Source organism: Nocardiopsis alba (assembly GCF_000710955.1).
Lineage (GTDB): Bacteria > Actinomycetota > Actinomycetes > Streptosporangiales > Streptosporangiaceae > Nocardiopsis > Nocardiopsis alba.
This window is the reverse complement of the sequence record NZ_BAZE01000010.1, coordinates 1-24,047: the sequence shown is the minus strand read 5'-3', so window position 1 is coordinate 24,047 and position 24,047 is coordinate 1. Positions and strand designations below refer to the sequence as shown.

Below are 24,047 nucleotides of genomic sequence, written 5' to 3'. Positions count from 1 at the left end.
ACCGGGCGGCGGACACGGCCAAGGCCCGGCCCGAAGAACCCGCGCAACTCCGCGACACCCGAACGGAACCACCGCATGTCTGAAGTACCCGGCCTCGACACCGTCGCCACGGCGCACGACACCCCGGACACCCCTCAGCCGTACGCCGAACTGGGCATGGCCAAGGACGAGTACGAGCGGGTCCGCGAGATCCTGGGCCGCCGACCCACCGCGGCCGAGCTGGCGATCTACTCGGTCATGTGGAGCGAGCACTGCTCCTACAAGTCCTCCAAGGTGCACCTGCGCCAGTTCGGGGAGAAGGCCCCCGAAAGCGACGCCCTGCTGGTGGGCATGGGCGAGAACGCGGGCGTCGTCGACGTCGGTGAGGGCAACGCCGTCACCTTCAAGATCGAGTCGCACAACCACCCCTCCTACGTGGAACCGCACCAGGGCGCGGCCACCGGCGTGGGCGGCATCGTCCGCGACATCCTCACCATGGGAGCCCGCCCCGTCGCGGTGATGGACGCCCTGCGCTTCGGCCCCGCAGACGCCGACGACACCAAGCGGGTCCTGCCCGGCGTCGTCTCGGGCATCTCCTTCTACGGGAACTGCCTGGGCCTGCCCAACATCGGCGGTGAGATCGGCTTCGGTCCCGGTTACATCGGCAACCCGCTGGTCAACGCCCTGTGCGTGGGCGTCATGAAGCACGAGGACATCAAGCTCGCCCAGGCCCCCGGCCCCGGCAACAAGGTGGTCCTGTTCGGTTCCACCACCGGCCCCGACGGCATCGGCGGTGCCTCGGTGCTGGCCAGCGCCACCTTCGACGACGAGTCGCACGCCAAGCGGCCCAGCGTCCAGGTCGGCGACCCGTTCATGGAGAAGCTCCTCATCGAATGCAGCCTGGAGCTGTACGCCGAGGACATGGTGGTGGGCATCCAGGACCTGGGCGCCGCCGGCGTCTCCTGCGCCACCACCGAGCTGGCCGCCGGAGGCACCGGTGGAATGCGGATCCAGCTCGACCGGGTCCCGCTGCGCGACCACCGGCTCACGCCTGAGGAGATCCTCATGAGCGAGTCGCAGGAGCGCATGATGGCGATCGTCGAACCCGCCAAGATGGACGCCTTCCTGGCCGTCTGCGACAAGTGGGGCATCCTCGCCACCGAGATCGGCGAGGTCACCGACGTGACCCCCGAGGAGGCCGAACGCGGTGGCCGCCTCGTGATGACCTGGCACGGCGAGACCGTCGTGGACATGCCGCCGCGGACCGCCTCCGACGAGGGCCCCGTCTACGAGCGCCCCTACGCGCGCCCGGACTCGCAGGACGCCCTCCAGTCCGACGACGCCGCCGCGCTGCCCCGCCCGAAGGACGACACCGAACTGCGCGAACAGCTCCTGCGCGTGCTCGGAGCCCCCGGTGTGGGCGACCCGACCTGGGTCACCGGCCAGTACGACAGCTACGTGCGCGGCGACACCGTCGTGTCCACCCCGCACGACTCCGGCATGATCCGCATCGCCGACGACTCCGACCGGGGCGTGGCCCTGGCCACCGACGGCAACGGCCGCTTCACCCGACTCGACCCCTACACGGGCACCCGCCTGGCCTACGCCGAGGCCTACCGCAACGTCGCCGCCACCGGCGCCCGCCCGCTGGCCGTCACCAACTGTCTCAACTTCGGTTCCCCCGAGGACCCCGGGGTCATGTGGCAGTTCGCCGAGGCCACCCGCGGTCTGGCCGACGCCTGCAAGCAGCTCGGCACCCCCGTGACCGGCGGCAACGTCAGCTTCTACAACCAGACCGGTGACGTGGCGATCAACCCCACCCCGGTCATCGGCGTGCTCGGTGTCATCGACGACGTCAACGCCCGTCTGCGTTCGGGCTTCGACGCCGACGGCGCCCACGTGTTCCTGCTCGGCGAGACCCGCCCCGAGTTCGGCGGCTCGGCCTGGGCCGACGTGGTGCACGAGCACCTGGGCGGGCTGCCGCCCGAGGTGGACCTGGCCGCCGAGGCCGCGCTGGGCGAGGTCCTGGCCACCGCCGCCGAGCGGGGCCTGGCCACGGCCGCGCACGACCTGTCCGACGGCGGCCTGGGTGTCGCGCTGTCCGAGTCCGCGCTGCGCGGTGGCCGGGGCATCCGGGTCGAGGTCACCGAGGACGTGTTCACCGAACTGTTCAGCGAGTCGGCCGCGCGCGCGATCGTCTCGGTCGGCCCCGAGCAGGCGGAGGCGTTCACGGCCCTGGCCGCCGAGCACGGCGTTCCGCTCCGGCGGATCGGCACCGTCGGCGGCGACGCCCTCGTGGTCGAGCACCCGGGCGGTGCCGTGGAGGTCGGTCTCGACGACCTGCGCTCCTCCTACGAGGCGGCCCTGCCCGCCCTGATGGACGGCGTGTAGAACCGAACGACCGAGGGGGCACTCCTATAGGGGTGCCCCCTTCCGCATGTCCGGATGTCTCCTGCCCCCGACAGCCCGGAATATCACCCGACCCTAGTAAAATCATTCCTCACATGTCGACGAAACAAAAGTGAAATAAAATACTCTGAAAGGGGTGGATTGATGAGCGCGGATGAGCTCGAAGTCAATGTCGACGATGCCCACAGTGGCGGCACTGCTTCAGAAGAGGCGGCTGCTCAACTGAGGGACCTCCCTGCCGACTTCGAGGATCTGGCCCTCGGGGTCGGAGAGAGAATGTCCAAAGCCCCCGGGGTCGAGAACTGGGATGTCTTCAGCGAAGCACACTCCAGCCACATGGAAAAAGTGAAAGAACACGCCTTGACCCTCGCGGGCAACATTCAGAGTGGTGCCGAAGAGGTCTCGAGCACCGATGCTGAAAGCGAGGACGTGTACAACAGTACGGACATGCCCATGCGTCCGGTCAACCACACCGGCCCCCTCCCCCAGCAGTAGCCCCCCAAGGAAATCGCGTTGCCCGAACTCAGTTACGAAAAATGTGAAATAGACACCGGAAAACTCGCAGACGATCAGGCTTCCTTTGAAGATCTACACGCAAAGATCAGTGGACGATCGAGCGAGTACAACACGATCACCGAGCCCGTATCGGACCACTTCAGTGGAATGATCTCGGCCGAGTTGCGCTCCACCGCTCAGGAGAACGAGGAAGCGTGGAGCAGCGCCCTCATGGCATGCATCCATGCCTTCGGAGTTATCGAGAAGGTGATCACCGACGTCGACTGGTACGAGGACGAGATCGACAAGATCAAAATGATGCTCTCCACTCAGAGCGGAATGATCTCGACCGGCGACGAAGAGCTCGATCAAGAACTGCGCGACTCTCTACTCAAACAGAAGAACGATGATGCCGATGAGGCCTGGAAAGAGCTGGAGAAGCGCTGCCAAGCGTCAGAGGACCAACTGGCCGAAGGGCCGACCGCGGAGAACATTCGAACCCTGGTAGAGGCAGGATACCTCGGCCAGATCGGCTACTACACCACTGGCAATGTGGACTACTACCACATTGAGGGCGACGAGGCCGATGAGCTGGCTCTGCAAATTGAGGCTGCCATCAATGGCGACGAGGACGCCATAGAGTTCCTCGAGGACCACCCGATGGCCCTCGCCCTCCTGACCTCGGTCGTGCACCGCTCCTTGACAGCCAAGGATCAGGGCACCGAACTCAGCGAAGGTGAGCTCGAGTTCCTGGAACGTCTTTACGGCTCTCTCGGTGGAGACGAGGGTGAGTTTCTCGCATTCGTCGAGAAAATCGGCGAAAGTGAACTGGATCCCACACTACGAGACGATCTCACTCGAAACCTCGCCAATGGAATGCTAGGGCTGTCCAACGAAGCCCTCGGCGGCGGCATGGACCGTCTCCCATCGGATGTTCGGGAAGTCGCCCTGGGGCCCGAGAAGTTCGACCCGCAAGCCGTCATCGACGGCAAGGATCCTCAAGACTATATGTCCGCCTACCGGGCCTGGGGTTCCCAATTTTCCACACTTGCTGAATTTCTCGATTCCTCTGGGCCTGGCCTGGTGGGGGGAACTGAGTTCTCCACCAGCCTTTTGGCGACGACCGCGACCAACATCCATTTTGCCGACTTCTACGGAGGCGAACCGGACCAGGAGGCCTACCAGGACATCATCGGTGTAGCCGCCCGCAACCCCGAGGCCAACTACATCATGTTGACAGGGAATGATTTCTCTGGAGAGGAATACTCTCACCACGATAACCATAAAAACGTCACTCCGGAGTCCTTTCTCGGAAGCATCTACACTCGCGATTGGTCCGATGACGGAGCCGCTGTGAGCAGCGTGACCAACTGGATCGAGCACTTCCAGAACAGCGATGATCAGGATAAGGTCGATCGAGGGTCCGAGGCCTTCCTCGCGCTCTTGGAGACCATCACCACTCCAGAGATGCAGGAAAAGCTCGGTGAGACCGGTCACGATGTCGAGGACAAAGCGAACGATGTCACCTGGGAAAACGTATCCTTTACCCACTTGAACCCTGAAATCGCGGATTCCTTCGCAGATCTCTTCCTGAACAATATCGAAGCCATGGAAAGCACCATCGGCTTCAACATCGATGGTGCCGGGGGAGACGATCCGACCCTCAACTCGGTGGAGAATAGATACCGCGGCGAGGGGAACCTTGAAATCGACCCCATGACACGCCTCGCCTTCGCCGAGTATATCGTGGGTAGCGAAGAAGCCGCATCCCGCCTGAAAACCGCCTCCTTCTTCCGCACAGAAGAGGCCGCAGCCACATATTTCGGTGACTACCCACCCGACCACGCGGAGGCCCGAGCATCCGGGATCTTCAATTCCCTTATCGACAAGGCCATCGACAACGAGCACGAAAATCGAGTCAATAATACCAACAAGGCCATCGACTACAAGAACCAGGTAAACAACAACTCTGTCGATATGGCCGCAGCCATCTTCAACGAGATTCCTGTCCCTGGAGTCAGCACCATCAGTGAAGTCATGAAGCAGGGCTTCAAGGAAGTGCTTTCGATGGACAGCATCGACATACAGCGTGACACAAGCTCTGATTTCTCACCCATCGCACTGAATAACCGAGCCAACATTCATGCTGCGATCGCCGTGGAAAACTCAGGTGAGTACGAATTCGGAGAAGATGTCGAATACCTCCGAGATCCCAACACAGGAGAAATCAGCCTGGATCCACATCGCTGGCTGAACGAGGATGAAGAGTTCGATGCAGAAGCTTACCAAGACGCCGCCGACAGCATTTTGAAAGAACTCCGGGACGAAAAGTGGCCTGACGCGGAAAATGAGCTCGGAGGCAGTGTAGTCGAAGGCTTCGGCGAGCATTATGACCTCGGGAGAGAAGCTCTGGACTCGAGGACCTGATCGGTGAAGACCGAATGATCGATACACAATGGAACATGAACGAAAAAAATGCTCTAAGAATATCGGTGTCCGCTCTCTGCCTGACACTGACCGTATCGGCCTGTTCCTCTCCTGAGGAGAACCCTTTCTCCGCTACAGACGTGATCCACCGGGTGTCCGATGGGTCGCCGACGACACCCGAGGCCGTGGTCTCGGTGAGCGAGGTCGGTTGGGAGTGGAGTCCCGGCGAGGGCGAGCGTGTCTCGAAGGTGCACGCGGGACCGACCGGGACCATCATCGAACTGACGGACGGACTGGTCGGCCTGCGCGGCGACACCGGCGACGAACTGTGGCGTTACCAGACGCCCGAGGCGGAGGGGTTCTCCGCCTCCTTCTCTCCTTCGGGGGAACGCGTCCTCGTCTCGGCCTCGAACGAGCCCGCCCTGCTACTGGACACCTCTACCGGGGAGGCCGCGGCCCGGGACCTCGACTGGAACGGCGCGGGTCGTCTTCTGGACGGCGAGCTCCTGTTCCACCGTGAAGGCGAGGCCACCGAAGCCCTCCACGAGGTGACCGACCTGGAGACCGGAGCCTCCCTCTGGCGGCAGGAGGAGTCCCTCACCTGCTCCGAAGGCGGACCCTCCCGGACGATCACCACGCTCTCCTTCCCCGAGGCGATCGTCCTGCTCCTGCACTGTTCGGAGGACACCTCCGAGGACGCGCTCCGCGTTCCCGCCCCCGACACGGTGAACGCCCTGGTGGCGTTGGACCCGAAGGACGGCGAGGAACTTTGGCGTCGGGAGGCCGAGGACACCGAGGGCCGAGGCCTGGCGGAGGCGAAGCTCCTCCAGGGCCGCCTGGTGGCCGACCTTCCGGGTGAGGAGGGGTGGACGATCATCGACCCCGCCGATGGTGAGGTCCTCGCCGAGTCCCCGAAACCGGTGTTGGAGCTCGGGGACGGCACCTACCTCGCCGGTCCGGATCACCTGGCGGAGGATCCGAGCCACGAGCTGCGGACCTTCGACGGAGAGGTGCTCTCCTCGGTCACCCTTCCCGACGGGCGCTTCTCCGGAGACACACCGGAGACCGCCGTCGGGTTGCCCGACCACCTGCTCACCATCGACATGGAACGCGGCTCCGACGAGGACGCGATCGACGTCGTGGTGACCCCCTGGGACGACGAGGGCGCGGAGGACGTCATCACCGCGACCACCACCGCCACGGCGAGCAGTCTCGATCCCGGTCGGCTGCTCTCCGTGCCCGGGTCGGTCATCGCCTATGTCCCGGTGGAACGCGGGGCCGGCATCGACGCCATCGAGGGCGTCGTGGCGCTCAGGTGAGCACCTACGAATGAACCCGCCCGCGCCGGCCCGAGTCCCTCGGGCGGGCGCGGGTCTCTCCGTCCTCGGGGCGGGTCAGATCCTTCCGTCGCCGCAGTCGACGTGGTCGGCGACGCTCGCCTCGTAGGCGTCGTGGGTGTCGAAGGCCCCCTGGTGCTCGTCCATGTAGGCGTCGACGAACTCCTCGCCGGTGACGGTGTCCCCGCACCAGGTGACCTCGTTGTGGTGCATGGCGTCGTTCAGGGCGCTGTCGATCCGGTTGAAGCCGACCATGGTGTCCCAGGCGTCCTCGTCGAGCTCGACGACGTACCCCTCCAGGTCACCGTCCTGGTAGCCGGCCTCCCAGTCCACGTCCGCGTCACCCCCTCCTTCGGGGACGATGATCCCTTGGTCGAACAGGAGCTCACGGGCACCACCCATGTTCACGAGCACCTCGTCCGATCCCACTTCGTCGATCATCCGATCCAGGGTGACCACCCGCACCTGACGTTCGACCCAGAAGACCGAGACGAGTTCGGAGGCGTACTCGGTGTCCGGTGGGGGCTCGGGTTCGGCGGAGGAGCAACCTGCCAGAGCCAGGACGATCGACAGAGCGATGATCGAGAAGGCGGGCCCGCGGCCCGGGTGGCGGGACAAGCTGCTCCTTCGGGGGCGATGGTCGGAAGGTCCACCCCATTCTGTTGAAGGAGACGGACCCACCGCGCACCGCCCCTCCCCCGCCGTGCGCGTTAACGGCCCCTGCCTGAAGGGCACCCCGGAGGAAGGACCCGGTCCCACTGGGGTAGGACTACTAGGAGGAGGTGGAGGAAGATGGAACGCGCCAGACGTGGCAGCTTGAAGGGCGCGCTCGGCAGCCATGACCGCCCGGCCAGCGCCCTGGGTTTCCGGCGGGTCCTGGCGGTGTTCGGGGCCCTGGTACTCCTGTTGGGCACCATCGCCGCCGTGCTCTGGACCGACCAGCTCTGGCTGGCGGTGCTCCTCGGCGCGGGCTTCGTCGCCGCCTGTGTGAACGTCTACTGGGTGAACCGGCGGCTCCACTACGAGCGCCCCCAGCACTGATCCACACCGTCGGATGAAGAGGACGGTAGAGGCCGGAGCCGCTCCGGCCTCCCACCCCTCCTGCTCAGCCGACCTTCAGCTGCTCGTCCCCGAAGTCGGCCACCAGGACGAGCGTTCCGCCCAAGGCCGTGACGTAGCGGTCGAGGACGTCGCGGGTCGAAATGTCACCGGATTCGATCTGGGAGACCCTGGAGACCGAGACCCCCATCCGACGCGCCACCTCGGCCTGCCCCAGCCCTCGATGCCTCCGCATCTCGACCAGACGCCAAGCCCTGGCCTGGTCTTGGAGACGGGCGACCTCGGCCTCGAACCGCTCCACCCCGCCAGAGGTCTCGACGGCCTTCTCCAGATGGCCGCTGTCACGCTGGCTTCGGCCCATGCTCATGCCTCGTCCGCCTCTCGCCGTTCCCCATGCGGTGCAGGGTTCGAGAAGATCCTAAAGCCCCTGTTCGGGGATATCGGGAGAACCCTGCTCCGTCACCGTCAGGGGTGGAGGGTGATGGCGATGGGGCGATGGTCGGAGTGGGGCACGTCCGGGGCGGCGGGGTCGCTCGGCCTCCAGTCGTCGGTGACCAGGATGTGGTCGATCTGCTGGTCGGAGCGGGCGGCGGCGACCATGGTGGGAAAGGGGCGCGCGTCGGCGAAGGCGTCGTGGAGGGTCTCCCCCAAGGGCAGGTCCTCGGGTTCGAGGTTGAGGTCGCCCGCGACCACCACGGGCGTGCCGCGGCCGTGGGCGGTCTCGGCGATCTCCATGAGGGCGGCCAGTTGGGCTCGGGAGCTCGGGTCGGCCAGGTCGTAGCCCTCGGGTTGCAGGTGGGTGGCGATCACCGTGACATCGGCGCCCCGCCAGGTCAGGGTCGCCTCCAGAGCCTGGGCGCCGGTGGGTCCGCTCGCGGGAAGGGTGTGGCCGCGCACCTCGGTGACCGAAAGGTCGGTGAGCAGGGCGTCTCCCCAGAACGGGCCGTCGGCGGGCCCCCAGTAGGCGGTCATGCCCAGGTGTTCGGCGAGCGCCGACAGGTGGTCGTGACCTCCGTTGAGCAGCCAGCCCCGGTCCACCTCGCCGAGCGCGATGACGTCGGCGTCCAGAGCGCGCAGGGTCTCGGCCTGTTCGGCGGTGGACAGGCGTCCGTCCATGCCGAACCCCATGCGCACGTTGTAGGCGGCCACCCGTAGGCCGTCGGAGCCGGGTTCGGCGGGGGTGGTCTCGGCTCGGACGAAGAGGGGTGCGAGCGTGACGGCCAGGGCGAGGGCGGCGGCGCCGGCGGCCCCGGGCATGGTCCGGGCCGGTGGGGTCGTGTCCGTTCCGGGGCGGAGCGGGAGCGCCGCGGCGAGGAGGAGCAGAGCGAGGAACGGTACGTACGTGTTGGGGATGTGCAGGTCGTAGGCGGCGTAGAAGGCGAACACCAGGACGACGAAGAGCAGGAGCCCCGAGGCGGCGAGGGCCCCGGTGCGCGCCGCGGTGGCCCCAGGGGCGGGGCGGGACACCGCCAGCCCGGCGCAGGCGGCCAGGGCGAGCTGTCCCGGGACGAGGAGCGCCCAGGTCCAGGTGGGCGGCACTCCGGGCACGTCGCCGTCGAGTGAGGACACGAGCGACAACGCCGTCAGGACCACGAGCATCAAGGTCAAGGGGACGAGGGGGCCCGGGACGAAGGCGCGGGGTCGGGCGGTGACGGCGACGGACAGGACCGCGACGACCGCGATCACGACCGACGCGTAGGGGGTCTCGGCGAGGGTGCGGGCCACGGCCGGGTTGGCGGTGTAGAGGCCGGTCAGGAAGAGCAGCGGCCCCAGGGAGAGCCAGGCGCGGGGGCCGACGGGGGCGGGTTCTCCCGCCTCGGCCCGCAGGGTCCACAGGGACGCGGCGAGGAAGGCCGCGCACACGACCACGACCCCGGTCCAGACGAGGACGCCCTCGCGCCAGAGCGGATCGACGGTGCCGAGTGCCGTGTGCGCGACGGACGAGGCGGCCGTACCGGCGACCACGCCGATCATCACCTCGTGCGCGTTCGTTCGACCGTCGGTGGCGGTGGCGGCCACGACGCAGGTCAGCCAGACGACGCCCAGCCCCACGAGGGCCGAGGACAGGTAGAGCTGGGGGTCTCCTCCCTCGGTGGCCTGGAGCGCGATCCGACCGACCACGAGGAGGCCCGCCGTGACCAGGGCGAGGGTGGCGGGCGGCACCCACCGGGTCAGGAGTACGGCGGGGAAGGGGAGCAGGAACCAGGCGAGGGCGTAGGCGCCCATGACCTCGGGGCCGGTCGAGCCCGCCTGCCCGAAGAGGGTGATGAGCGAGGGGAGGAAGACCCGGAGCACGTCCAGCAGCAGGACGGTTCCGAGGAGTGTGGCGAGGCGTCCCTGACGCATGGTGCTCCGCTCTGTGGGGGCAGGCGAGGTTCCCGAAGGATTCTCACCTTCTCCCCCGGCCCGTGGCAAGGGCGAAGACCCCGGGCACGGGTGGGGGCGGCGACCACACCGGTCGCCGCCCCCACCCGTCGTCCACGCGTCAGCGGGTCTCGTGGCCTTCCGGAAGCCACTTCTCCCACACGTCGCGGTTCTCGCTCACCCAGATCTCGGCCGCCTCGGGCGGAGAGATCCCCTGGTCGGCGATCATCTGCGCGACCTCGTTCTGCTGCGAGTTGGTCCACTTCCAGTTGTCGAGGAAGCGGTACGCGTAGTCGTCCTCCTCCACGAAACCGGCCCTGAAGATCTTGTTCAGGTCGTAGACCGGGTAGTCACAGGGAACGTCGTCCAGGTCGGCGTCGCAACCTTCGTGATAGTCGGGGAAGTCGACCTTGACCAGGTCCACCTCCTCCTGGAACCACTGCGGGTCGTAGAAGTAGAAGAGCACCGGCTCCTCGTTGGCGTAACGGCGCCGCACCTCGGTGATCTGCGCGGCCTCCGACCCGGCGTAGACGATCTCGAGGTCGAGGTCGAAGGCGTTGATCATCCCCTGGTCCTGGCTGACGAACCCGGGGGCTCCGGCCAGGAACTCGCCCTTGTCGCCCGTCTGGGCCGTCCGGAACAGGTCGGTGTTGGCCTTCAGACCCTCCAGGGTGGTGATCTCCGGGTACTCCTCCGCGAGGTAGGCGGGGACGTACCAGCCGATCACACCCTCGTTGCCGTTGGGACCGCCGTCCACGGCGGTGCCGTTGCCGTCGGGTCCGTACAGCTCGAACAGCTCCTCGTGGCCCCAGTTCTCCACGATCACGTCCATGACGCCCTGATCGAGCGCCTGCCAGGAGGGCTGTTCGTCCACGCGGATGAGCTGGACCTCATAGCCCATCTCCTCCCGCAGGATGTTGGCCAGTACCTCGGCGCTGGCCTCGTAGCCCACCCAGCCGTTCACGGCGATCCGGACGGTGTTGGGGTCGCGGGCGATCTGATCGGTGCGCACCGCGCAGGAGCTCACCATCACCAGGGCCAACCCCACGGCGAGCGACCGGAGCAGGACGCCCCTCTTCAGAAACCTAGGCACGGGGTGCCCTCCTTCCCTGCGTCACCCGGTCCAGGAACAGACCCAGGAACACGATCGCCAGGCCCGCGGCGATACCCAGGCCCAGCTCGTTCTGCGCCAGCCCGAGGACGACGTCGTTACCGAGCGCGCCGGCGCCGACGAGGGCGCCCATCACCACCATGGACAGGACCAGGATGATGCCCTGGTTGACCGCCAACAGCAGGGAGCCGCGCGCCATGGGCAGCTCCACCTTGGTGAGCAGCTGCCACTTCGTGGAGCCCTGGGAGACGGCGGCTTCGAGGGTGCCCTCGGGCACCCCGCGGATACCGTCGTTCACCAACCTGATCACCGGGGGCAGGGCGAAGATGACCGCGGCCGCCAGAGCGGGCACGGGGCCCAGTCCGAGCAGGGCCACCGCCGGGATCAGGTAGACGAACGGCGGCAGGGTCTGCATGAAGTCGAGCACGGGGCGGAACACCACGGCGACCAAGTCGTTGCGCGACATCAGGACACCGAGGACCACGCCCAGCGCGATGGTGACCACCGTGGCCACCAGCACCTGGGAGAGCGTGGCCATGGCGTTGTCCCACACACCCAGGAGGCCGATCGCGATGAAGCAGAGCGCGGAGATCACCGCGACCCGCCTGCCCGCGAAGATCAGCCCGAGCGCGGCGGCGGCGAGCGTCACCAACCACCACGGCGATCCGCTGAGCAGGTTGTCGAGCGGTCCGAGGATCCAGCTCTGTGTCCAGGAGCCCAGAGCGGCGGCGGCCGGGCCGATCGCCGCCTCGATCGCCTTGTCGAAGGCGTTCACCGGGATGTCGATCCGGAGCGACAGGTCGCGCGGCCAGCCTCCCAGGTCGAGGAGACGGCCCACGACCATCGCCGCGACGGCCGCGGCGAGCATGCCGCCCAAGAGCGGCAGCCGATAACGTGCTTCGATCCGCGGTGTGTGCGCTCCGTGGCCGACCGCGCCGGTGACCCGATCCATGGCGATGGCGAGCATGACGATCGCCAGACCCGCCTGGAACGCCTGACCGACGTTGATCTTGGACAGCGCCTGATAGATGGCGTCGCCGAGACCGCCCGCTCCGATGACCGAGGCGATGACGACCATGGAGACCGCGAGCATGATGGTCTGGTTGACGCCCAACAGGATGGTGCGCTTGGCCAGCGGCAGCTGCACCTTGGTGAGGATCTGCCACGGGGTGGAGCCCAACGAGGTCGTCGCCTCGATGGCGCCCTTGTTCACCTCGCGGATGCCCAACGCGGTGATCCGTACGACCGGCGGGAGCGCGTAGACGGCGGTCACCACGGCGGCCGACGCGTTACCGATGCCGAAGAGCAGCACGAACGGCAGCAGGTAGGCGAAGGCCGGCATGATCTGCATGAAGTCCAGCACCGGACGGATCGCCCGGTAGAACCCCTCGCTCCGACCGGCCAGGATGCCGAGCGGGATACCGAACAGCAGGGCGATGAACACCGAGGTGATGATGAGCGACAACGTCGTCATCGACTCGTTCCACAGCCCGGTCAGCGCGAACACCGCGAAGGTGGCGAGGACCAGCAGGGCCACCCGCCATCCCGCGACCCGCCAGGAGGCGAGCACGCCGATGACGGTCACGCCGAGCCAGGTGAACGTGTTCAGGACCTGGTTGATCAGCACGACGGCCGACCCGAGGCCCACGGAGATGTAGTTGAAGAAGTAGAGGAACAGCGGGCTGTCGTTGCGGTTGGCGACGATCCAGGCGTAGACACCGTCGAGCCAGGCCATGAAGGCGCTGCCGGTGGCGCCCGGGAAACCGCCCGCCCAGGACGGGGAGCCCATCAGGCGGGTCAGCTGGTAGCCCAGGATCAGCACCACGACCACCAGCAGGGCCTGAAACCAGCTCCTGCGCAGAAGCCCGCCGTCGCCGTCCCCCGTGTTCTCCGTGCCGGCCTCCTTGGTGCCGGCGGGTTCGGTCACCGTGGCCATGTCACCCACCGTTCCCCGTCGAGGCGGCGCCCCCGGGGTCGACGACGTCGTCGGAGATCTCCTCCACCGTCTCCTCGACGATCGCGTCGACCTGCTCGGAGCCCTCCAGCTGATCCTCCGCGATGGCGCGCAGTACGTCGTCGCGGCCCACGTAGCCGAGGAGGGTGTCGCCCTCCACGACCCGGACCGGGGCGGTGCTCGCGGCGAGCATCGGCAGGACCTCCGCCAGGACGGTGCCGGGTTCGGTGGTCGGGCCGTCGGTGCGCTCCTCCGGGTAGGCGTCGCGGACCAGCCATCGGGCGGTGAGCACGGTCGTGCGGGCCACGTCGGAGGTGAAGTCGGCGACGTAGGAGTTGACCGGACGACCGACCACCTCTTCGGGGGTGCCCACCTGGACGATCTCTCCGCTGCGCATGATCGCGATGCGGTCGCCCAGCTTGAGCGCCTCCTGAAGGTCGTGGGTGATGAAGACGGAGGTCTTGTTCAGCTCCTTCTGGAGCCGGACGACCTCGTTCTGCATGTCGCGGCGGATCAGCGGGTCCAGCGCGCTGAACGGCTCGTCGAACAGCAGCACCTGCGGGTCGACGGCGAGGGCGCGGGCCAGGCCCACGCGCTGCTGCATACCTCCAGAGAGCTGGCCGGGACGGGAGCTCTCGTATCCGCTCAGGCCGACCATCTCGATCATCTCGCGGGCCCGCTCGTAGCGTTCGGCGCGCGGCATTCCGCGCACCTCCAGCCCGTAGGCGACGTTGTCGATGATCTTGCGGTTGGGCAGGAGTCCGAAATGCTGGAAGACCATCGCCATCTTGCGCCGACGCAGCTCGCGCAGACGCTGGTCGGAGGCGTCCCCGATGTCCTCGCCGTCGAGCAGGACCGAACCCGAGGTGGGCTCGATCAGGCGGGTCAGACAGCGGATGAGCGTGGACTTGCCGGACCCCGACAGCCCCATGACCACGAAGGTCTCTCCTGGGCGCACGTCGAAGGAGACGTCGCGCACCGCGACGGTGCAGCCGGTCTCCTCCTTGATGCGGTCGCGGTCGGCCCGCTCCAGTTCGGTGCCGATGACGTTGTCGGCGTTCTTACCGAAGATCTTCCACAGGTTGCGGACGGAGAAGGTGACGTCCGTGGCGCCCGGGGGCGTGCTCTCCTCGGCGGTCTGCGCGCTCATCGGGCCTCACCTTCCTCGGCCCGCCGATCCTCGCGGATCAGGTCGGCGGCGCGCTCCCCGAGCGCGAGCACCATGACCATCGGGTTCGGGGTGGGCAGGGTCGGGAACACCGAGGCGTCGGCCACGCGCAGCCCCTTCAGCCCACGCACGCGCAGGCGGGGGTCGACCACGGCCGCGTCGTCGTCGACGGCGCCCATACGGCAGGTGCCCGCCGGGTGGTAGACGGTGTGCGCGGCGCGACGGCCGTACTCGGAGAGCTCCTCGTCGGTCCGGACCTTCGGCCCGGGGGCGACCTCGCGCTTGATCCAGGACTTGAACGGCTCGGTCTCGGCGACCTCGCGGGCGATCTTCAGGCCGTCCACGATGGTCTGCTCGTCGTAGCCCTCCGGGTCGGTGAAGTAGCGGAAGTCGAGGGCGGGCTTGGCCTCGGGGTCGCCACTGGTGAGGTAGAGCCTGCCTCGGGAGCGGGACCGGGGGATGTTCGGGGTCATGCAGACCGCGTAACCGTCCTCGGGCGAGTCGTAGCCCAGCCGCTTCGTGTTGTCGTCGAAGGGGATCTGGTAGATGTGGAACATCAGGTCCGGGCGCGGGTCGTCGCCTTCGTGACGTCGCACGAACAGGGCCGCGTCGGAGTCCATCACGGTGTTCTCGGGGATCCGACGGGTGGTCTCCCACATGATGATCGACTCCGGGTGGTCCTGGAGGTTCTCCCCCACACCCGGCAGGTCGTGCTGCGACTCGATGCCCAGGGCGCCCAGCTCCTCGGCGTTGCCGACACCGGACAGCATCAGCAGTCGGGGGCTGTCGATCGCGCCGGCCGACACGATGACCTCGTGACGGGCCTTGACGGTGATCCGCTCGCCGTCCTTGGTGGTGGCGGTGACCCCGGTGGCGCGGTCGCCGTCGAAGAGGATCCGTCCGACCCAGGTCTCCAGCAGTACGGTGAGGTTCTCGCGCACGTCCATGATCGGGTGCATGTAGGCGACCGAGGCCGAGGAGCGGTAGCCGGTGTAGGGGTCGTAGGCGATGGACAGGAAGCCCGCGCCACCGGAGAAACCGTCGCCGTGCGAGGTGAGGGCGTTGAAGTCCTCGATCACCGGAACGTTCGCCGCCTCCGAGGCCGAGGACACCCAGTCCTTGACCATGTCGTTGCGGTCCTTCTCGGCGATCGGGATGATGTTGCACTTGATCCGGTCGGCGTAGGACTGCACGGTGGCGTTGTCCCAGCCCTCGGCGCCGGCGGCGACCCACTCGTCGAGGTCCTCGGCGAACGGCCGGAAGCTGATCAGGGTGTTGTGCGAGGAGCAGCCGCCCAGGACCCGGGCGCGCGAGTGCAGGATGTGCGAGTTGCCGTTGGGCTGCTCGGTGGTGGTGTACCCGTAGTCGAGTTCACCGTCCAGGACGCTCAGCCAGTCGCGGAGTCGGAGCACGTGCTCCAGGTTCCGGTCGTCGGGTCCGCCCTCGATCACGCAGACGGTGGTGCCGGGGTCCTCGGTGAGCCGGTTGGCGATCACCGAACCCGCGGTGCCACCACCGACGATGACGTAGTCGTACACGGTCTCTTCGTTGGACACGACCCGGTTCCTCTCGTTGTGTCACGCATGGGGGGCGTCGGGGGAAACCGACCTGTGCTGCGTCGGGTGTCTCTTCTTCTCGTGGAAAGGCCCGGCCGAGGGCACGGCGGAAGCGCTCGTGCCCCCGAACGGGCGGGGCCCCGGGATCGTTCGAACCCCGGGGCCTGGGAAGGTCAGCCGAACCAGCGCTGCGGTTCGGGAGCCAGGTTCCGATAGATGTGCTTGGCCTCGCGATATTCGTCGAGACCGGCCAGGCCGAGCTCGCGGCCGACGCCGCTACGACCGAAGCCGCCCCACTCCGCACCCGGGAAGTAGGGCCCGTAGTCGTTGATCCAGACGGTGCCGTGGCGCAGGGCGGCCGCCACACGCTCGCCACGGGCGGTGTCGTCGGTCCATACGCCGCCGGAGAGGCCGTAGTCGGTGTCGTTGCCCAGCTCGATCGCCTGGGCCTCGGTCTCGAAGCGTTCGACGGTCACGACCGGACCGAACACCTCGGTCTGCACGATGTCCATGGCGCGGTCGCAGTCCACGAACACGGTGGGACGGTAGAAGTAGCCGTCCTGGAGCTCGGGGTCGTCGGGGCGCCTGCCTCCGGCGATCACCCGCGCGCCCTCCTCCACGCCTCGGGCCACGGCCTTCTCGACCTTGGCCCGGTGCTCGGCGGAGACCAGGGGCCCGCAACGCACGCCCTCGTCCTGGCCTCGGCCGATCCGGATGGCCTCGGCGCGGCGGGCCAGCTCGGTGGTGAAGGCGTCGTGGATGTCGTTGTGCACGATGAGTCGCGCGCCGGCCGAGCACACCTGGCCGGAGTGGAAGAACGCGGCGCTGAGCGCGTAGTCCACGGCCGTGTCCAGGTCGACGTCGGGGAAGATGATGTTCGGGTTCTTCCCGCCCAGTTCCAGGGCGATCTTCTTGACCGTCTCGGAGGCGGCCGCCATGATCCGGCGCCCGGTGACAAGGCCACCGGTGAAGGAGACCAGGTCGACGTCGGGGTGCTCGGACAGGGGCGCGCCCGCGTCGGGGCCGCTGCCCATCACCAGGTTGACCACACCGGCGGGGATGCCCGCCTCGGTGGACAGCTCCACCAGCTTGGCGGTGGTCACCGGGGTGACCTCACTGGGCTTGATCACCATGGTGTTGCCGGCGGCGATCGCCGGGGCCATCTTCCAGGCGAGCTGGAGCAGCGGGTAGTTCCACGGCGTGATCATGCCGCAGACACCGACGGGCTCGTAGACGATCTTGCTGTGGACGCCCTCGGGCGCGGAGACCAGACGGCCCGCGTCCTTGTCGGCGAGACCGGCGTAGTAGCGGAAGACATTGGTGACGTCGTCGACGTCGATCCCGCCTTCCTCGATGGTCTTGCCGGTGTCGAACGACTCCATGATCGCGATCTCTTCACGGTCGCGCTGGAGCAGGTCGGCGATCTTCTCGAGGACGCGTCCGCGTTCGTCCGCGGAGGTACGACGCCATTCACCGGTGTCGAAGGCGCGTCGGGCCGCGGCGATGGCCGCCTCGGTGTCCGCTCTTCCGCCCTCGCTGACGATGGTCAGGACGGAGGCGTCGGCGGGGTCCAGGATCTCCCGGACCCGCCCGTTCTTCGCCGCTCGCCACTCACCGTCGATGTAGAGGCTGGTGGCGGTGGCCGAACCGGGCTCTGCCAGGTACGGCGCGGACGGCAGGGTTACGTAAGGGTGCTTCACGGATCCCTTTTGCCCAAGATCGGTAGTCACAAACTGCCTCGTCTCATAAGTCACACTCACCCCAACGTTGCCATAGGCATCACTGATCAGGCGAAACGCCGACCGGTGGACTATGGGACACCCCTTGGTGGTCTGTATCACCGGCCCTTCGAGGACAGACCTACGTCCCACCCCGCGCTCACGGTCTTGGAACACACCGCACTGGGGAATACCGGAACGAGACTTTGACGTACATTTAGGTGTACCTAAGTCGGTTCGTCCCGCTCATCCGGGGCACCCCTTGGAGTGCCGACCGCGAACCCGATCGAGGAACGCATGCTGCTCGAACAAGAACGTCGCGACGTCTGCCTGACGGCCCGGTCCATCGCCCGACACCCCGGCACCGCGCCCGGCGAGGCGGGCACCATCAGCGTTCGCAGCGGGGACCTCGTGGTCGTCACCCCGCACGGAATCCCCCTGGAACAGCTCGGCCCCGGTGACTGCCCCGTCATGTCCCTGGACGACCGTGTGCTGGAAGGACGGCGCGACCCCGCCGCCGAGGCCACCCTCCACCTGGCCGTCCACCGCGACGCGGCCGAACACGGTCGCGACGTCGGCGCGGTCGTCAACGCCTTCACCACCGACACCGTGGCCGTGTCGACCGTGCTGGTCGAGCTCCCTCCCATCCACCACCGCGCCGCCGGTCTGGGCGGCGCCGTCGCCGTCACCCCCTACGCCCCTTACGGCACCGGCGACATCTCCGACCAGGCGGTCAAGGCCCTCAAGGGGCGCGACGCCGCCCTGTTGGCCGGCCACGGAGGTCTCGCCCTCGGCCGGAACCTGGAGCACGCCCTGGAGAACCTGCGGCTGCTCGACTGGCTCAGTGGCACCTACCTGCGCGCCCGTCAGGTCGGCGAACCGCGCGTGCTGTCCGAGGAGGAGCTCGCCGAGATCCGTCACCGCGACACCTACGGCTGGGCCGGACCCGACCCCTTCCTCTAGTTCCTCCCCCACCGAAGCCCACGGGGCCCGCGACGATGTCGCGGGCCCCGTTCCCGTGAAGGCCGACCCCTCGTTCCGGTCGGGTCGGGGGATCTACGGTCGGTGGCCGATACGGGGGAAGGGCTCGATGGAGAAGACGACCTCCACGGGGACCTCGAAGTAGCGGGAGATCCGCAGCGCCAGGTGGAGGCTCGGACTGTACTCGCCCCGCTCCAGGTAGCCGACGGTCTGATAGTGGACGCCCAGGGCCTCCGCCAGCTGCCGACGGGAGACCCCGCGTTCGGCCCGCAGCATCGCGATCCGGTTGTGGATGATCTCGGTGGACGCCTTGTCACGGCGACCGACGCTCTTCTCACCAGGCACGCTTCATCGCCTTCTCCCGGGCTTCCTGGACCCTCGACCCCGACTGTTTCCGGGCCATCCTCCGCAGCACCCACTGTGCGAGGAGGAGTCCGACCACCGCCCAGCCTGCCAGGACACCGGCGACCAACGGCAACTCCCACGAACCCGCGAGTTCGAAGGCCGCGTAGGAGTCCGGCAGGAGGGCGGCGCGAAGCCCCAGGCCGAGCCAGTACACCGGCAGGAGACGGCCGATGTCCAACATCCAGTCGGGCATGAGCGTCAAGGGCATGACCAGGCCGGAGAACATCAGGACGACGACGGTGGGCAGCATCGCCAGAGAGACACCCGTTCGGGCGTTTCCGACCAGAGCGCCGATGATCGCGCCGATGGGCGCGAGGGCGAGCACCCCGAGGACGCACACCCAGAGCAGCACCAGCACATCGGTCCACCGCTCGAAACCGAAGTCGTCGACGAACAGCAGCCCCGGCACCACCGTGAGAAGCGCCATCGTGACGGCCACGGCCGCGATGTGCGTGGACTTGGCCACGGTGTAGCCCAAAAGCCCGCGGGGGACGGCCTTGGCACGCAGTAGCGTCCCGTCCTCACGTTCACTCGCCAGGGTCTGTAGGACGGTGGCGATACCGAGGATCGTCAGAGAGAAGGCCAACCCGCCGCTGAGGACGAACGCCCCGGGCATCTGGACCTCGCCCTCCCCCAGACCCATCGTCTGGAAGATGAGGGCCAACCCCAGGAACAGGCACGGCATGTACAGGTAGCCGAACAGCTCCTGACCGTTGCGGAAGGACAGTCCGTACTCGATCCGACCGCGGGAGAGACCGGCGCGGACCGCGTTGAGAGTGGGGTTCATCGGTTCTCCTCGTCGAGGTCGGCGGGGGCGACCTCCGCGTCCCCGCTCTCGTACCGCCGGACCATGGTCATGTACACGTCCTCCAGGGACGTCCGGGTGACCTTCAGGTCGGTGATCCCGTCGCCGTGCACCGCGTACAGTTCCGCGATGTGCCGGGCCGGGGCGTCCGTGCCGTGCACGTGACGCCGCCCGTCGACGGTCCAGGTGACCTCGCTGTCCCCGGCCACCGAGGCGGCCAGTTCGTCGGGGCTGCCCTCGGTGACGATCCTGCCGCCCGCGAGGAGGAGCACGCGGTCGGAGAGCTTCGCGGCCTCGTCCAGGTCGTGGGTGGTGAGCAGGATCGTGGTGTCCTCCTCGTCGACCAGCCGGAAGAGCAGGTCGTGGAACGCCTGACGGGCCTTCGGGTCGAAGCCCGCGGTGGGTTCGTCGAGGAAGAGGATCTCGGGACGACCGACCACGCCGATCGCCACGTCCAGGCGCCGCCGCTGTCCACCGGAGAGGTGTTTGATCCGCTGCCCCGCGTGCTCGGTGAGGCCGACCAGGGCCAGCAGCGTGTCCGTGTCGTAGGGGCGGATCCGGTCGGGGGTGGAGTAGGGGGCGTGGAAGCGACCGAAGTGGTGGAGCAGGTCGCGGACCTTCCAGGCGCCGTGGTCGCGCCAGGACTGGAGGACCACGCCCGACCTCGCCCGCCAGGCCTCGTCCCCGTGTTCCGGGTCGGAACCGAGGACGTCGACCTTCCCGGAGGAGCGGCGCCGGAAGCCCTCCAGGACCTCCAGAGTGGTGGTCTTCCCGGCCCCGTTCGGACCCAGGAGCGTGATGATCTCGCCGCGCCGGGCGGTGAGGTCGATCCCCTTGAGGACCTCCTTCCTCCCGTAGTTCATCCGCAGGTCCTCGACGCGCAGGACGATCTCCGCGTCGACTCCGGCGGCCAGGGCCTCGGACCGTCGTGTGACCGGTGTTCCCATAGCGCACCTCCTCCTATCCATAGGATCTCTTCTTCTTTTGATAGTAGGAGTACTACATCTATGAGTACAGCCGCTGTTGGCGAGCACATGCGAAGATCAGAGAGAACCGGACCCGTCCACGCAGGTCGATGGGGGAATGAAAGGACGTGACCACATTCGGCCACCCGGGATGCGGGTACGGATAGCCGGGAATCCGCCACTCTCGGACATGACAATGGTGCCGACCACCCACCCGCACGGCAGGAGGCTCCCATGCGCTGTAGTTACATCCGGCTTCTCGTGAACGACTACGAGGCCTGCTTCCACTTCTACTCCGACGTCCTCGGACTCCCGGTGCTCTGGGGCGACGAGAAGAGCAGGTACGCCGAATTCGATGTGCGCTCGGGGACCCGCCTGGCCCTCAACCAGCGCGAGGTCATGGCCGAGGCGTTGGAGACCGACACGGCCGACCCCGAACTGCCCCACCAGGATCGACTCGCGGTGATCTTCGAGGTCGACGACGTGGACGAGGAGGCCGCGCGGCTGACCGCCGGCGGGGCCCGCCAGGTGATGGAGCCCCGGGACTGGACCGCCTGGGGCATCCGGGCCGCGCACTTCCGCGACCCGGACGGCTACCTCCTGGAGATCAACCGGCCCCTGATCCCCATGGTCGAGTTGGACGAACCCGTGCGGGACATGGAGTCCTCCGAGGGCTGAGCCGCCCGACCCGGGCCGACCGGAACGCGGCCGTTCAGGAGGCCACGTACTCCCTCAGCAGCTCGTTGACCCGGTCGGCGCGTTCCACACCGAGAAGGTGCGCCGCCCCGGATACCACCTCGAACCGGGAATCGGCGATCCCGTCGGCCAGTCTGCGCCCATGCCCGGGTGGGAGCAGGGGGTCGTGCGCGGCGGAGAGCACCATGGTCGGAACCCGCACACCGGAGACCAGGTCGCGCTGATCCATATGGACGATCGCGTCACAGAGCGACGCGTAGGCGACCGGGTCGACCCCGCGGAGCTCATCGGTGAGCAGAGCCGCCACCTCGGGGGCGTCGGCCGTGAAGCCGGGGGTGAACCAGGGCAGGGTCACCTCCTCGACCACCGCCTCCATCCCACCTTCACGCGCCCGGTCGGCGACCCGGGCCCAGTGGTGCATGGGCGGGGTGCGCGACGCGGACGCCAGCAGCACGAGCCGGTCCAGGGAACGGGGGGAGTTGGCCGCGATCCACAGCAGGAGCGAGGATCCGAAACCGGCCCCGACCGCCGCCACCCGACCGAAGCCCAGTTCTCCCAAGAGCCCCAGCACGTCCAAGGCCAGACCCTCGACGGAGTAGGGCCCCTCCGGCGTCGGCGAGAGTCCGTGGCCCCGATGGTTGACCCGAAGGACCCGCCGGTCGCGGGTGAGCTCGGGAAGCTGTGGTTCCCAGACCGACATCGTCGTGCCGAACGGCGGTACCAGCAGGACCACGGGGGCGTGGGCGGGGCCGTCGAGTCGGTACTGGAGCGGAATCAGAGCCATGGAACCTCCGGGTCGCCGGAACGCCAGGTTATCCGTAGTGCTTTCGGGAGGGCCAGAAGGTTCCAGGGCCCGCGTGGAGTGGAGGACGGGAATCGACCGCCACGCTCTCTAGTGTCGAGGCATCCGAGACGGCGAGCTGTGAAGGAACCACCATGACGACGAACAGCAGCGTGAACGGCACCATCGACGTCGAGCGGGAGGCGCTCCTGACGTTCCTCGCCCGGCAGCGCGAGTTCCTGCTCACCACTCTCCAGGGCCTCGACGAGGAGCGGGCCACCCGGTGCACCACGGACAGCTCCCTGCACCTGGCCGGGATCGTCAAGCACCTGAACGAGGTCGAACGCTCCTGGATCGCGTTCATCCAGGACGGACCCGTCGAGGTCGACTATGAGGACCCCGAGACCTTCGAGAAGCACGAGAACGGTTTCCGACTCCTCGAAGGCGAGACCCTGGAGGGGATCCTGGCCGACTACGCGGAGACCGCCCGGGCCACCGAGGAGTACGTGCGTTCGCTCCCCGACCTGGAGGTCTCGCACCCGCTTCCGGAGGCCCCCTGGTTCGAGAAGGGGGTCTCCTGGACCGCGCGCGACGTCCTGCTGCACATGCTCCGTGAGATCTCACAGCACTGTGGTCACGCGGACATCGTCCGGGAGTCCCTGGACGGGCAGAAGACCATGGGCTGACCACCCGCGACACGCCCGGGTCGCTTTTCTCCGTAGCGCGCTCGTCACCCTCCGCGTGCGGGACGATGGGGTCGTCCCACCCCCGAGAGCCCGAGGAGCGCGGAGTGAGCCCGACCTGGATCGACATCGACGACGAGGCCCTCCGGGAGACCATACGGTTCTCCGGGGCCCGGAGCGAGGACGAGGCGGTCAACCTGGCCCTGCGGGTCTACGCGGCCCGCCACCGGAGCCGGGCCGAGACGATGCACGAGCGCAACCGGGCGGAGGCCGCCGCCAAACGTCGGGCCCCGGAGGACTGACGGCGGACGCCCCCGGAAAGACGGCGCCCCGGTCGAAGCCTCTTCGGCCGGGGCGCCCGTCGTCCCTCGGACGGACTTTCGCGCACGAGGCGGACGAGACCACGGGAAAGGCGACGGGGGCGCCCTCACCCTTCGGTGAGAACGCCCCCGTTACGAGGTGGCGAGGGTCGCCTCCGCATCCCCCCTCAAAGTACGGAGGCGACCCCCGCTCTGGGAAGCGGCCCACGACTCCTCCCCCCTGGAGTCGCGGCCTGGAAGGTCTCTCCGCGGAAGCGACCTTGTCGTTCCGCGTTGATAGAAACAGTACCCACCACGACCACGAAGAACAACCCTCCGTCACGAGAAATCACTTAGAGCTCATCTCAAAAGTCCTCGCTGTGCTTGGCCAGATGCTTGTAGCAGATGAGGATGCAGGCGATGCCGAGCATGGCCAGGAAGTTGGAGGCCTTGCGTTCCCAGCGCACGTTCAGTCTGCGGTAAGAGCCCAGCCAGGCGATGGAGCGCTCGACCTTGTACCGGTGCCTGCCCAGTCGCTGGGACGACTCGACGCCGGGGCGGGCGATGCGCACGCCGATCTGGCGTTCGCGCAGCCAGCGGCGCCGGTCGCGGGAGTGGTAGGCCTTGTCGCCGTGCAGCTTGGCGGGGCGTCGCCTGCGGGGTCCTCGGCGTGAGCGCACCGCGGGGATGCCTCGCACCAGGGGTTTGAGCGCTTCGCCGTCGTTGACGTTGGCCGCGGAGATCGCGCAGGTCAGCGGCAGCCCTTGGTTGTCGCACAGCAGATGGAGCTTGGAACCGGGTTTACCCCGGTCGGTGGGGTTTGGCCCTGTCTTCTCCCCCTCTCTTGGCGCGGAT

The 24,047-nt window shown here is 67.7% G+C and carries 22 protein-coding genes; 9 read left to right on the top strand and 13 right to left on the bottom strand.

Going from position 1 to position 24,047, the window contains the following annotated elements:
- The first annotated feature begins 75 nt into the window (after positions 1-75).
- The 4 genes from purL (at position 76) to TR33_RS17915 (ending at position 6,629) form a co-directional block, all read left to right on the top strand.
- Entirely contained in the window at positions 76-2,370 is a 2,295-nt protein-coding gene (gene purL / locus TR33_RS17930) for a phosphoribosylformylglycinamidine synthase subunit PurL (protein WP_042284303.1), read from the top strand.
- A gap of 162 nt (positions 2,371-2,532) precedes the next feature.
- The gene (locus TR33_RS17925) at positions 2,533-2,883 is read left to right on the top strand and encodes a hypothetical protein (protein ID WP_042284300.1); all 351 of its coding nucleotides are present in this window, start codon (positions 2,533-2,535) and stop codon (positions 2,881-2,883) included.
- 18 nt (positions 2,884-2,901) lie between these two features.
- Entirely contained in the window at positions 2,902-5,310 is a 2,409-nt protein-coding gene (locus TR33_RS17920) for a TPR repeat domain-containing protein (protein ID WP_159068797.1), read from the top strand.
- 140 nt (positions 5,311-5,450) lie between these two features.
- A complete protein-coding gene (locus tag TR33_RS17915) occupies positions 5,451-6,629 on the top strand; it encodes a PQQ-binding-like beta-propeller repeat protein (protein ID WP_052358188.1) in 1,179 nt (392 codons plus the stop codon).
- A 75-nt stretch (positions 6,630-6,704) separates the two neighbouring features.
- Here the strand turns inward: TR33_RS17915 and TR33_RS17910 are convergent, their stop codons facing one another.
- The gene (locus TR33_RS17910) at positions 6,705-7,265 is read right to left on the bottom strand and encodes a hypothetical protein (RefSeq protein ID WP_017533022.1); all 561 of its coding nucleotides are present in this window, start codon (positions 7,263-7,265) and stop codon (positions 6,705-6,707) included.
- A 174-nt stretch (positions 7,266-7,439) separates the two neighbouring features.
- Here TR33_RS17910 and TR33_RS17905 point away from each other — a divergent pair, with 174 nt between their 5' ends.
- Positions 7,440-7,688: a membrane protein gene (locus tag TR33_RS17905; protein WP_014908460.1), complete on the top strand. Its 249-nt coding sequence runs from the start codon at positions 7,440-7,442 to the stop codon at positions 7,686-7,688.
- 64 nt (positions 7,689-7,752) lie between these two features.
- Here the strand turns inward: TR33_RS17905 and TR33_RS17900 are convergent, their stop codons facing one another.
- From TR33_RS17900 to TR33_RS17870, 7 genes are all read right to left on the bottom strand, one after another.
- Positions 7,753-8,073, bottom strand: a complete 321-nt coding sequence (locus TR33_RS17900; protein ID WP_042284292.1) for a helix-turn-helix domain-containing protein — start codon at positions 8,071-8,073, stop codon at positions 7,753-7,755.
- Between the two features lie 98 nt (positions 8,074-8,171).
- Complete coding sequence (locus TR33_RS17895) at positions 8,172-10,052, bottom strand: endonuclease/exonuclease/phosphatase family protein (RefSeq protein ID WP_042284290.1); 1,881 nt, start codon at positions 10,050-10,052, stop codon at positions 8,172-8,174.
- A 139-nt stretch (positions 10,053-10,191) separates the two neighbouring features.
- Positions 10,192-11,163, bottom strand: coding sequence for a glycine betaine ABC transporter substrate-binding protein (locus TR33_RS17890; RefSeq protein ID WP_026124709.1), 972 nt, complete (start codon positions 11,161-11,163; stop codon positions 10,192-10,194).
- A complete protein-coding gene (locus TR33_RS17885) occupies positions 11,156-13,117 on the bottom strand; it encodes an ABC transporter permease (RefSeq protein ID WP_042284289.1) in 1,962 nt (653 codons plus the stop codon). Before TR33_RS17885 ends, TR33_RS17890 begins: the two co-directional genes overlap by 8 nt.
- 1 nt (position 13,118) lies before the next feature.
- A complete protein-coding gene (locus TR33_RS17880; RefSeq protein WP_017533016.1) occupies positions 13,119-14,285 on the bottom strand; it encodes a quaternary amine ABC transporter ATP-binding protein in 1,167 nt (388 codons plus the stop codon).
- On the bottom strand, positions 14,282-15,859 hold the full coding sequence (locus TR33_RS17875) for a GMC family oxidoreductase (protein WP_017533015.1): 1,578 nt from the start codon (positions 15,857-15,859) through the stop codon (positions 14,282-14,284). The genes TR33_RS17880 and TR33_RS17875 overlap by 4 nt, the downstream gene beginning before the upstream one ends.
- A gap of 173 nt (positions 15,860-16,032) precedes the next feature.
- Positions 16,033-17,559 (bottom strand): aldehyde dehydrogenase family protein, encoded by a 1,527-nt coding sequence (locus TR33_RS17870; protein WP_017533014.1) that lies wholly within the window; start codon positions 17,557-17,559, stop codon positions 16,033-16,035.
- Between the two features lie 315 nt (positions 17,560-17,874).
- On the opposite strand from TR33_RS17870, the gene TR33_RS17865 reads away from it, so the two are divergent.
- Positions 17,875-18,540 carry a class II aldolase/adducin family protein gene (locus TR33_RS17865; RefSeq protein ID WP_042284286.1) on the top strand — a complete coding sequence of 222 codons (666 nt, stop codon included), beginning with the start codon at positions 17,875-17,877 and terminating at the stop codon, positions 18,538-18,540.
- A gap of 93 nt (positions 18,541-18,633) precedes the next feature.
- Here TR33_RS17865 and TR33_RS17860 read toward each other — a convergent pair whose 3' ends face one another.
- From TR33_RS17860 to TR33_RS17850, 3 genes are read right to left on the bottom strand one after another with little or no spacing between them, the layout of a single operon-like run.
- Positions 18,634-18,903: a helix-turn-helix transcriptional regulator gene (locus TR33_RS17860; RefSeq protein WP_014911179.1), complete on the bottom strand. Its 270-nt coding sequence runs from the start codon at positions 18,901-18,903 to the stop codon at positions 18,634-18,636.
- Positions 18,893-19,750 (bottom strand): ABC transporter permease, encoded by an 858-nt coding sequence (locus TR33_RS17855; RefSeq protein WP_014909133.1) that lies wholly within the window; start codon positions 19,748-19,750, stop codon positions 18,893-18,895. The genes TR33_RS17860 and TR33_RS17855 overlap by 11 nt, the downstream gene beginning before the upstream one ends.
- Positions 19,747-20,715 (bottom strand): ABC transporter ATP-binding protein, encoded by a 969-nt coding sequence (locus TR33_RS17850; protein WP_042284284.1) that lies wholly within the window; start codon positions 20,713-20,715, stop codon positions 19,747-19,749. The genes TR33_RS17855 and TR33_RS17850 overlap by 4 nt, the downstream gene beginning before the upstream one ends.
- A gap of 252 nt (positions 20,716-20,967) precedes the next feature.
- On the opposite strand from TR33_RS17850, the gene TR33_RS17845 reads away from it, so the two are divergent.
- Positions 20,968-21,411: a VOC family protein gene (locus tag TR33_RS17845; protein WP_014908197.1), complete on the top strand. Its 444-nt coding sequence runs from the start codon at positions 20,968-20,970 to the stop codon at positions 21,409-21,411.
- Between the two features lie 34 nt (positions 21,412-21,445).
- Here TR33_RS17845 and TR33_RS17840 read toward each other — a convergent pair whose 3' ends face one another.
- Positions 21,446-22,213: an alpha/beta fold hydrolase gene (locus TR33_RS17840; protein WP_014912709.1), complete on the bottom strand. Its 768-nt coding sequence runs from the start codon at positions 22,211-22,213 to the stop codon at positions 21,446-21,448.
- Positions 22,214-22,365: 152 nt separating this feature from the next.
- On the opposite strand from TR33_RS17840, the gene TR33_RS17835 reads away from it, so the two are divergent.
- Together TR33_RS17835 and TR33_RS17830 are read left to right on the top strand one after the other, a co-directional pair.
- Complete coding sequence (locus TR33_RS17835; protein ID WP_042284282.1) at positions 22,366-22,896, top strand: DinB family protein; 531 nt, start codon at positions 22,366-22,368, stop codon at positions 22,894-22,896.
- Between the two features lie 104 nt (positions 22,897-23,000).
- Positions 23,001-23,195, top strand: a complete 195-nt coding sequence (locus tag TR33_RS17830; protein ID WP_014909542.1) for a type II toxin-antitoxin system VapB family antitoxin — start codon at positions 23,001-23,003, stop codon at positions 23,193-23,195.
- 362 nt (positions 23,196-23,557) lie between these two features.
- Here the strand turns inward: TR33_RS17830 and TR33_RS17825 are convergent.
- The coding region (locus TR33_RS17825; RefSeq protein WP_042284279.1) for an IS5 family transposase at positions 23,558-24,047 on the bottom strand (490 nt) is incomplete at its 5' end.

Bases quoted from the DNA above. Each gene is read 5' to 3' on its own strand.
- purL (WP_042284303.1), top strand. From the start codon at position 76: ATGTCTGAAGTACCCGGCCTCGACACCGTCGCCACGGCGCACGACACC.
- TR33_RS17925 (WP_042284300.1), top strand. From the start codon at position 2,533: ATGAGCGCGGATGAGCTCGAAGTCAATGTCGACGATGCCCACAGTGGC.
- TR33_RS17905 (WP_014908460.1), top strand. From the start codon at position 7,440: ATGGAACGCGCCAGACGTGGCAGCTTGAAGGGCGCGCTCGGCAGCCAT.
- TR33_RS17900 (WP_042284292.1), bottom strand. From the start codon at position 8,073: ATGAGCATGGGCCGAAGCCAGCGTGACAGCGGCCATCTGGAGAAGGCC.
- TR33_RS17895 (WP_042284290.1), bottom strand. From the start codon at position 10,052: ATGCGTCAGGGACGCCTCGCCACACTCCTCGGAACCGTCCTGCTGCTG.
- TR33_RS17885 (WP_042284289.1), bottom strand. From the start codon at position 13,117: ATGGCCACGGTGACCGAACCCGCCGGCACCAAGGAGGCCGGCACGGAG.
- TR33_RS17880 (WP_017533016.1), bottom strand. From the start codon at position 14,285: ATGAGCGCGCAGACCGCCGAGGAGAGCACGCCCCCGGGCGCCACGGAC.
- TR33_RS17865 (WP_042284286.1), top strand. From the start codon at position 17,875: ATGCTGCTCGAACAAGAACGTCGCGACGTCTGCCTGACGGCCCGGTCC.
- TR33_RS17855 (WP_014909133.1), bottom strand. From the start codon at position 19,750: ATGAACCCCACTCTCAACGCGGTCCGCGCCGGTCTCTCCCGCGGTCGG.
- TR33_RS17850 (WP_042284284.1), bottom strand. From the start codon at position 20,715: ATGGGAACACCGGTCACACGACGGTCCGAGGCCCTGGCCGCCGGAGTC.
- TR33_RS17845 (WP_014908197.1), top strand. From the start codon at position 20,968: ATGCGCTGTAGTTACATCCGGCTTCTCGTGAACGACTACGAGGCCTGC.
- TR33_RS17840 (WP_014912709.1), bottom strand. From the start codon at position 22,213: ATGGCTCTGATTCCGCTCCAGTACCGACTCGACGGCCCCGCCCACGCC.
- TR33_RS17835 (WP_042284282.1), top strand. From the start codon at position 22,366: ATGACGACGAACAGCAGCGTGAACGGCACCATCGACGTCGAGCGGGAG.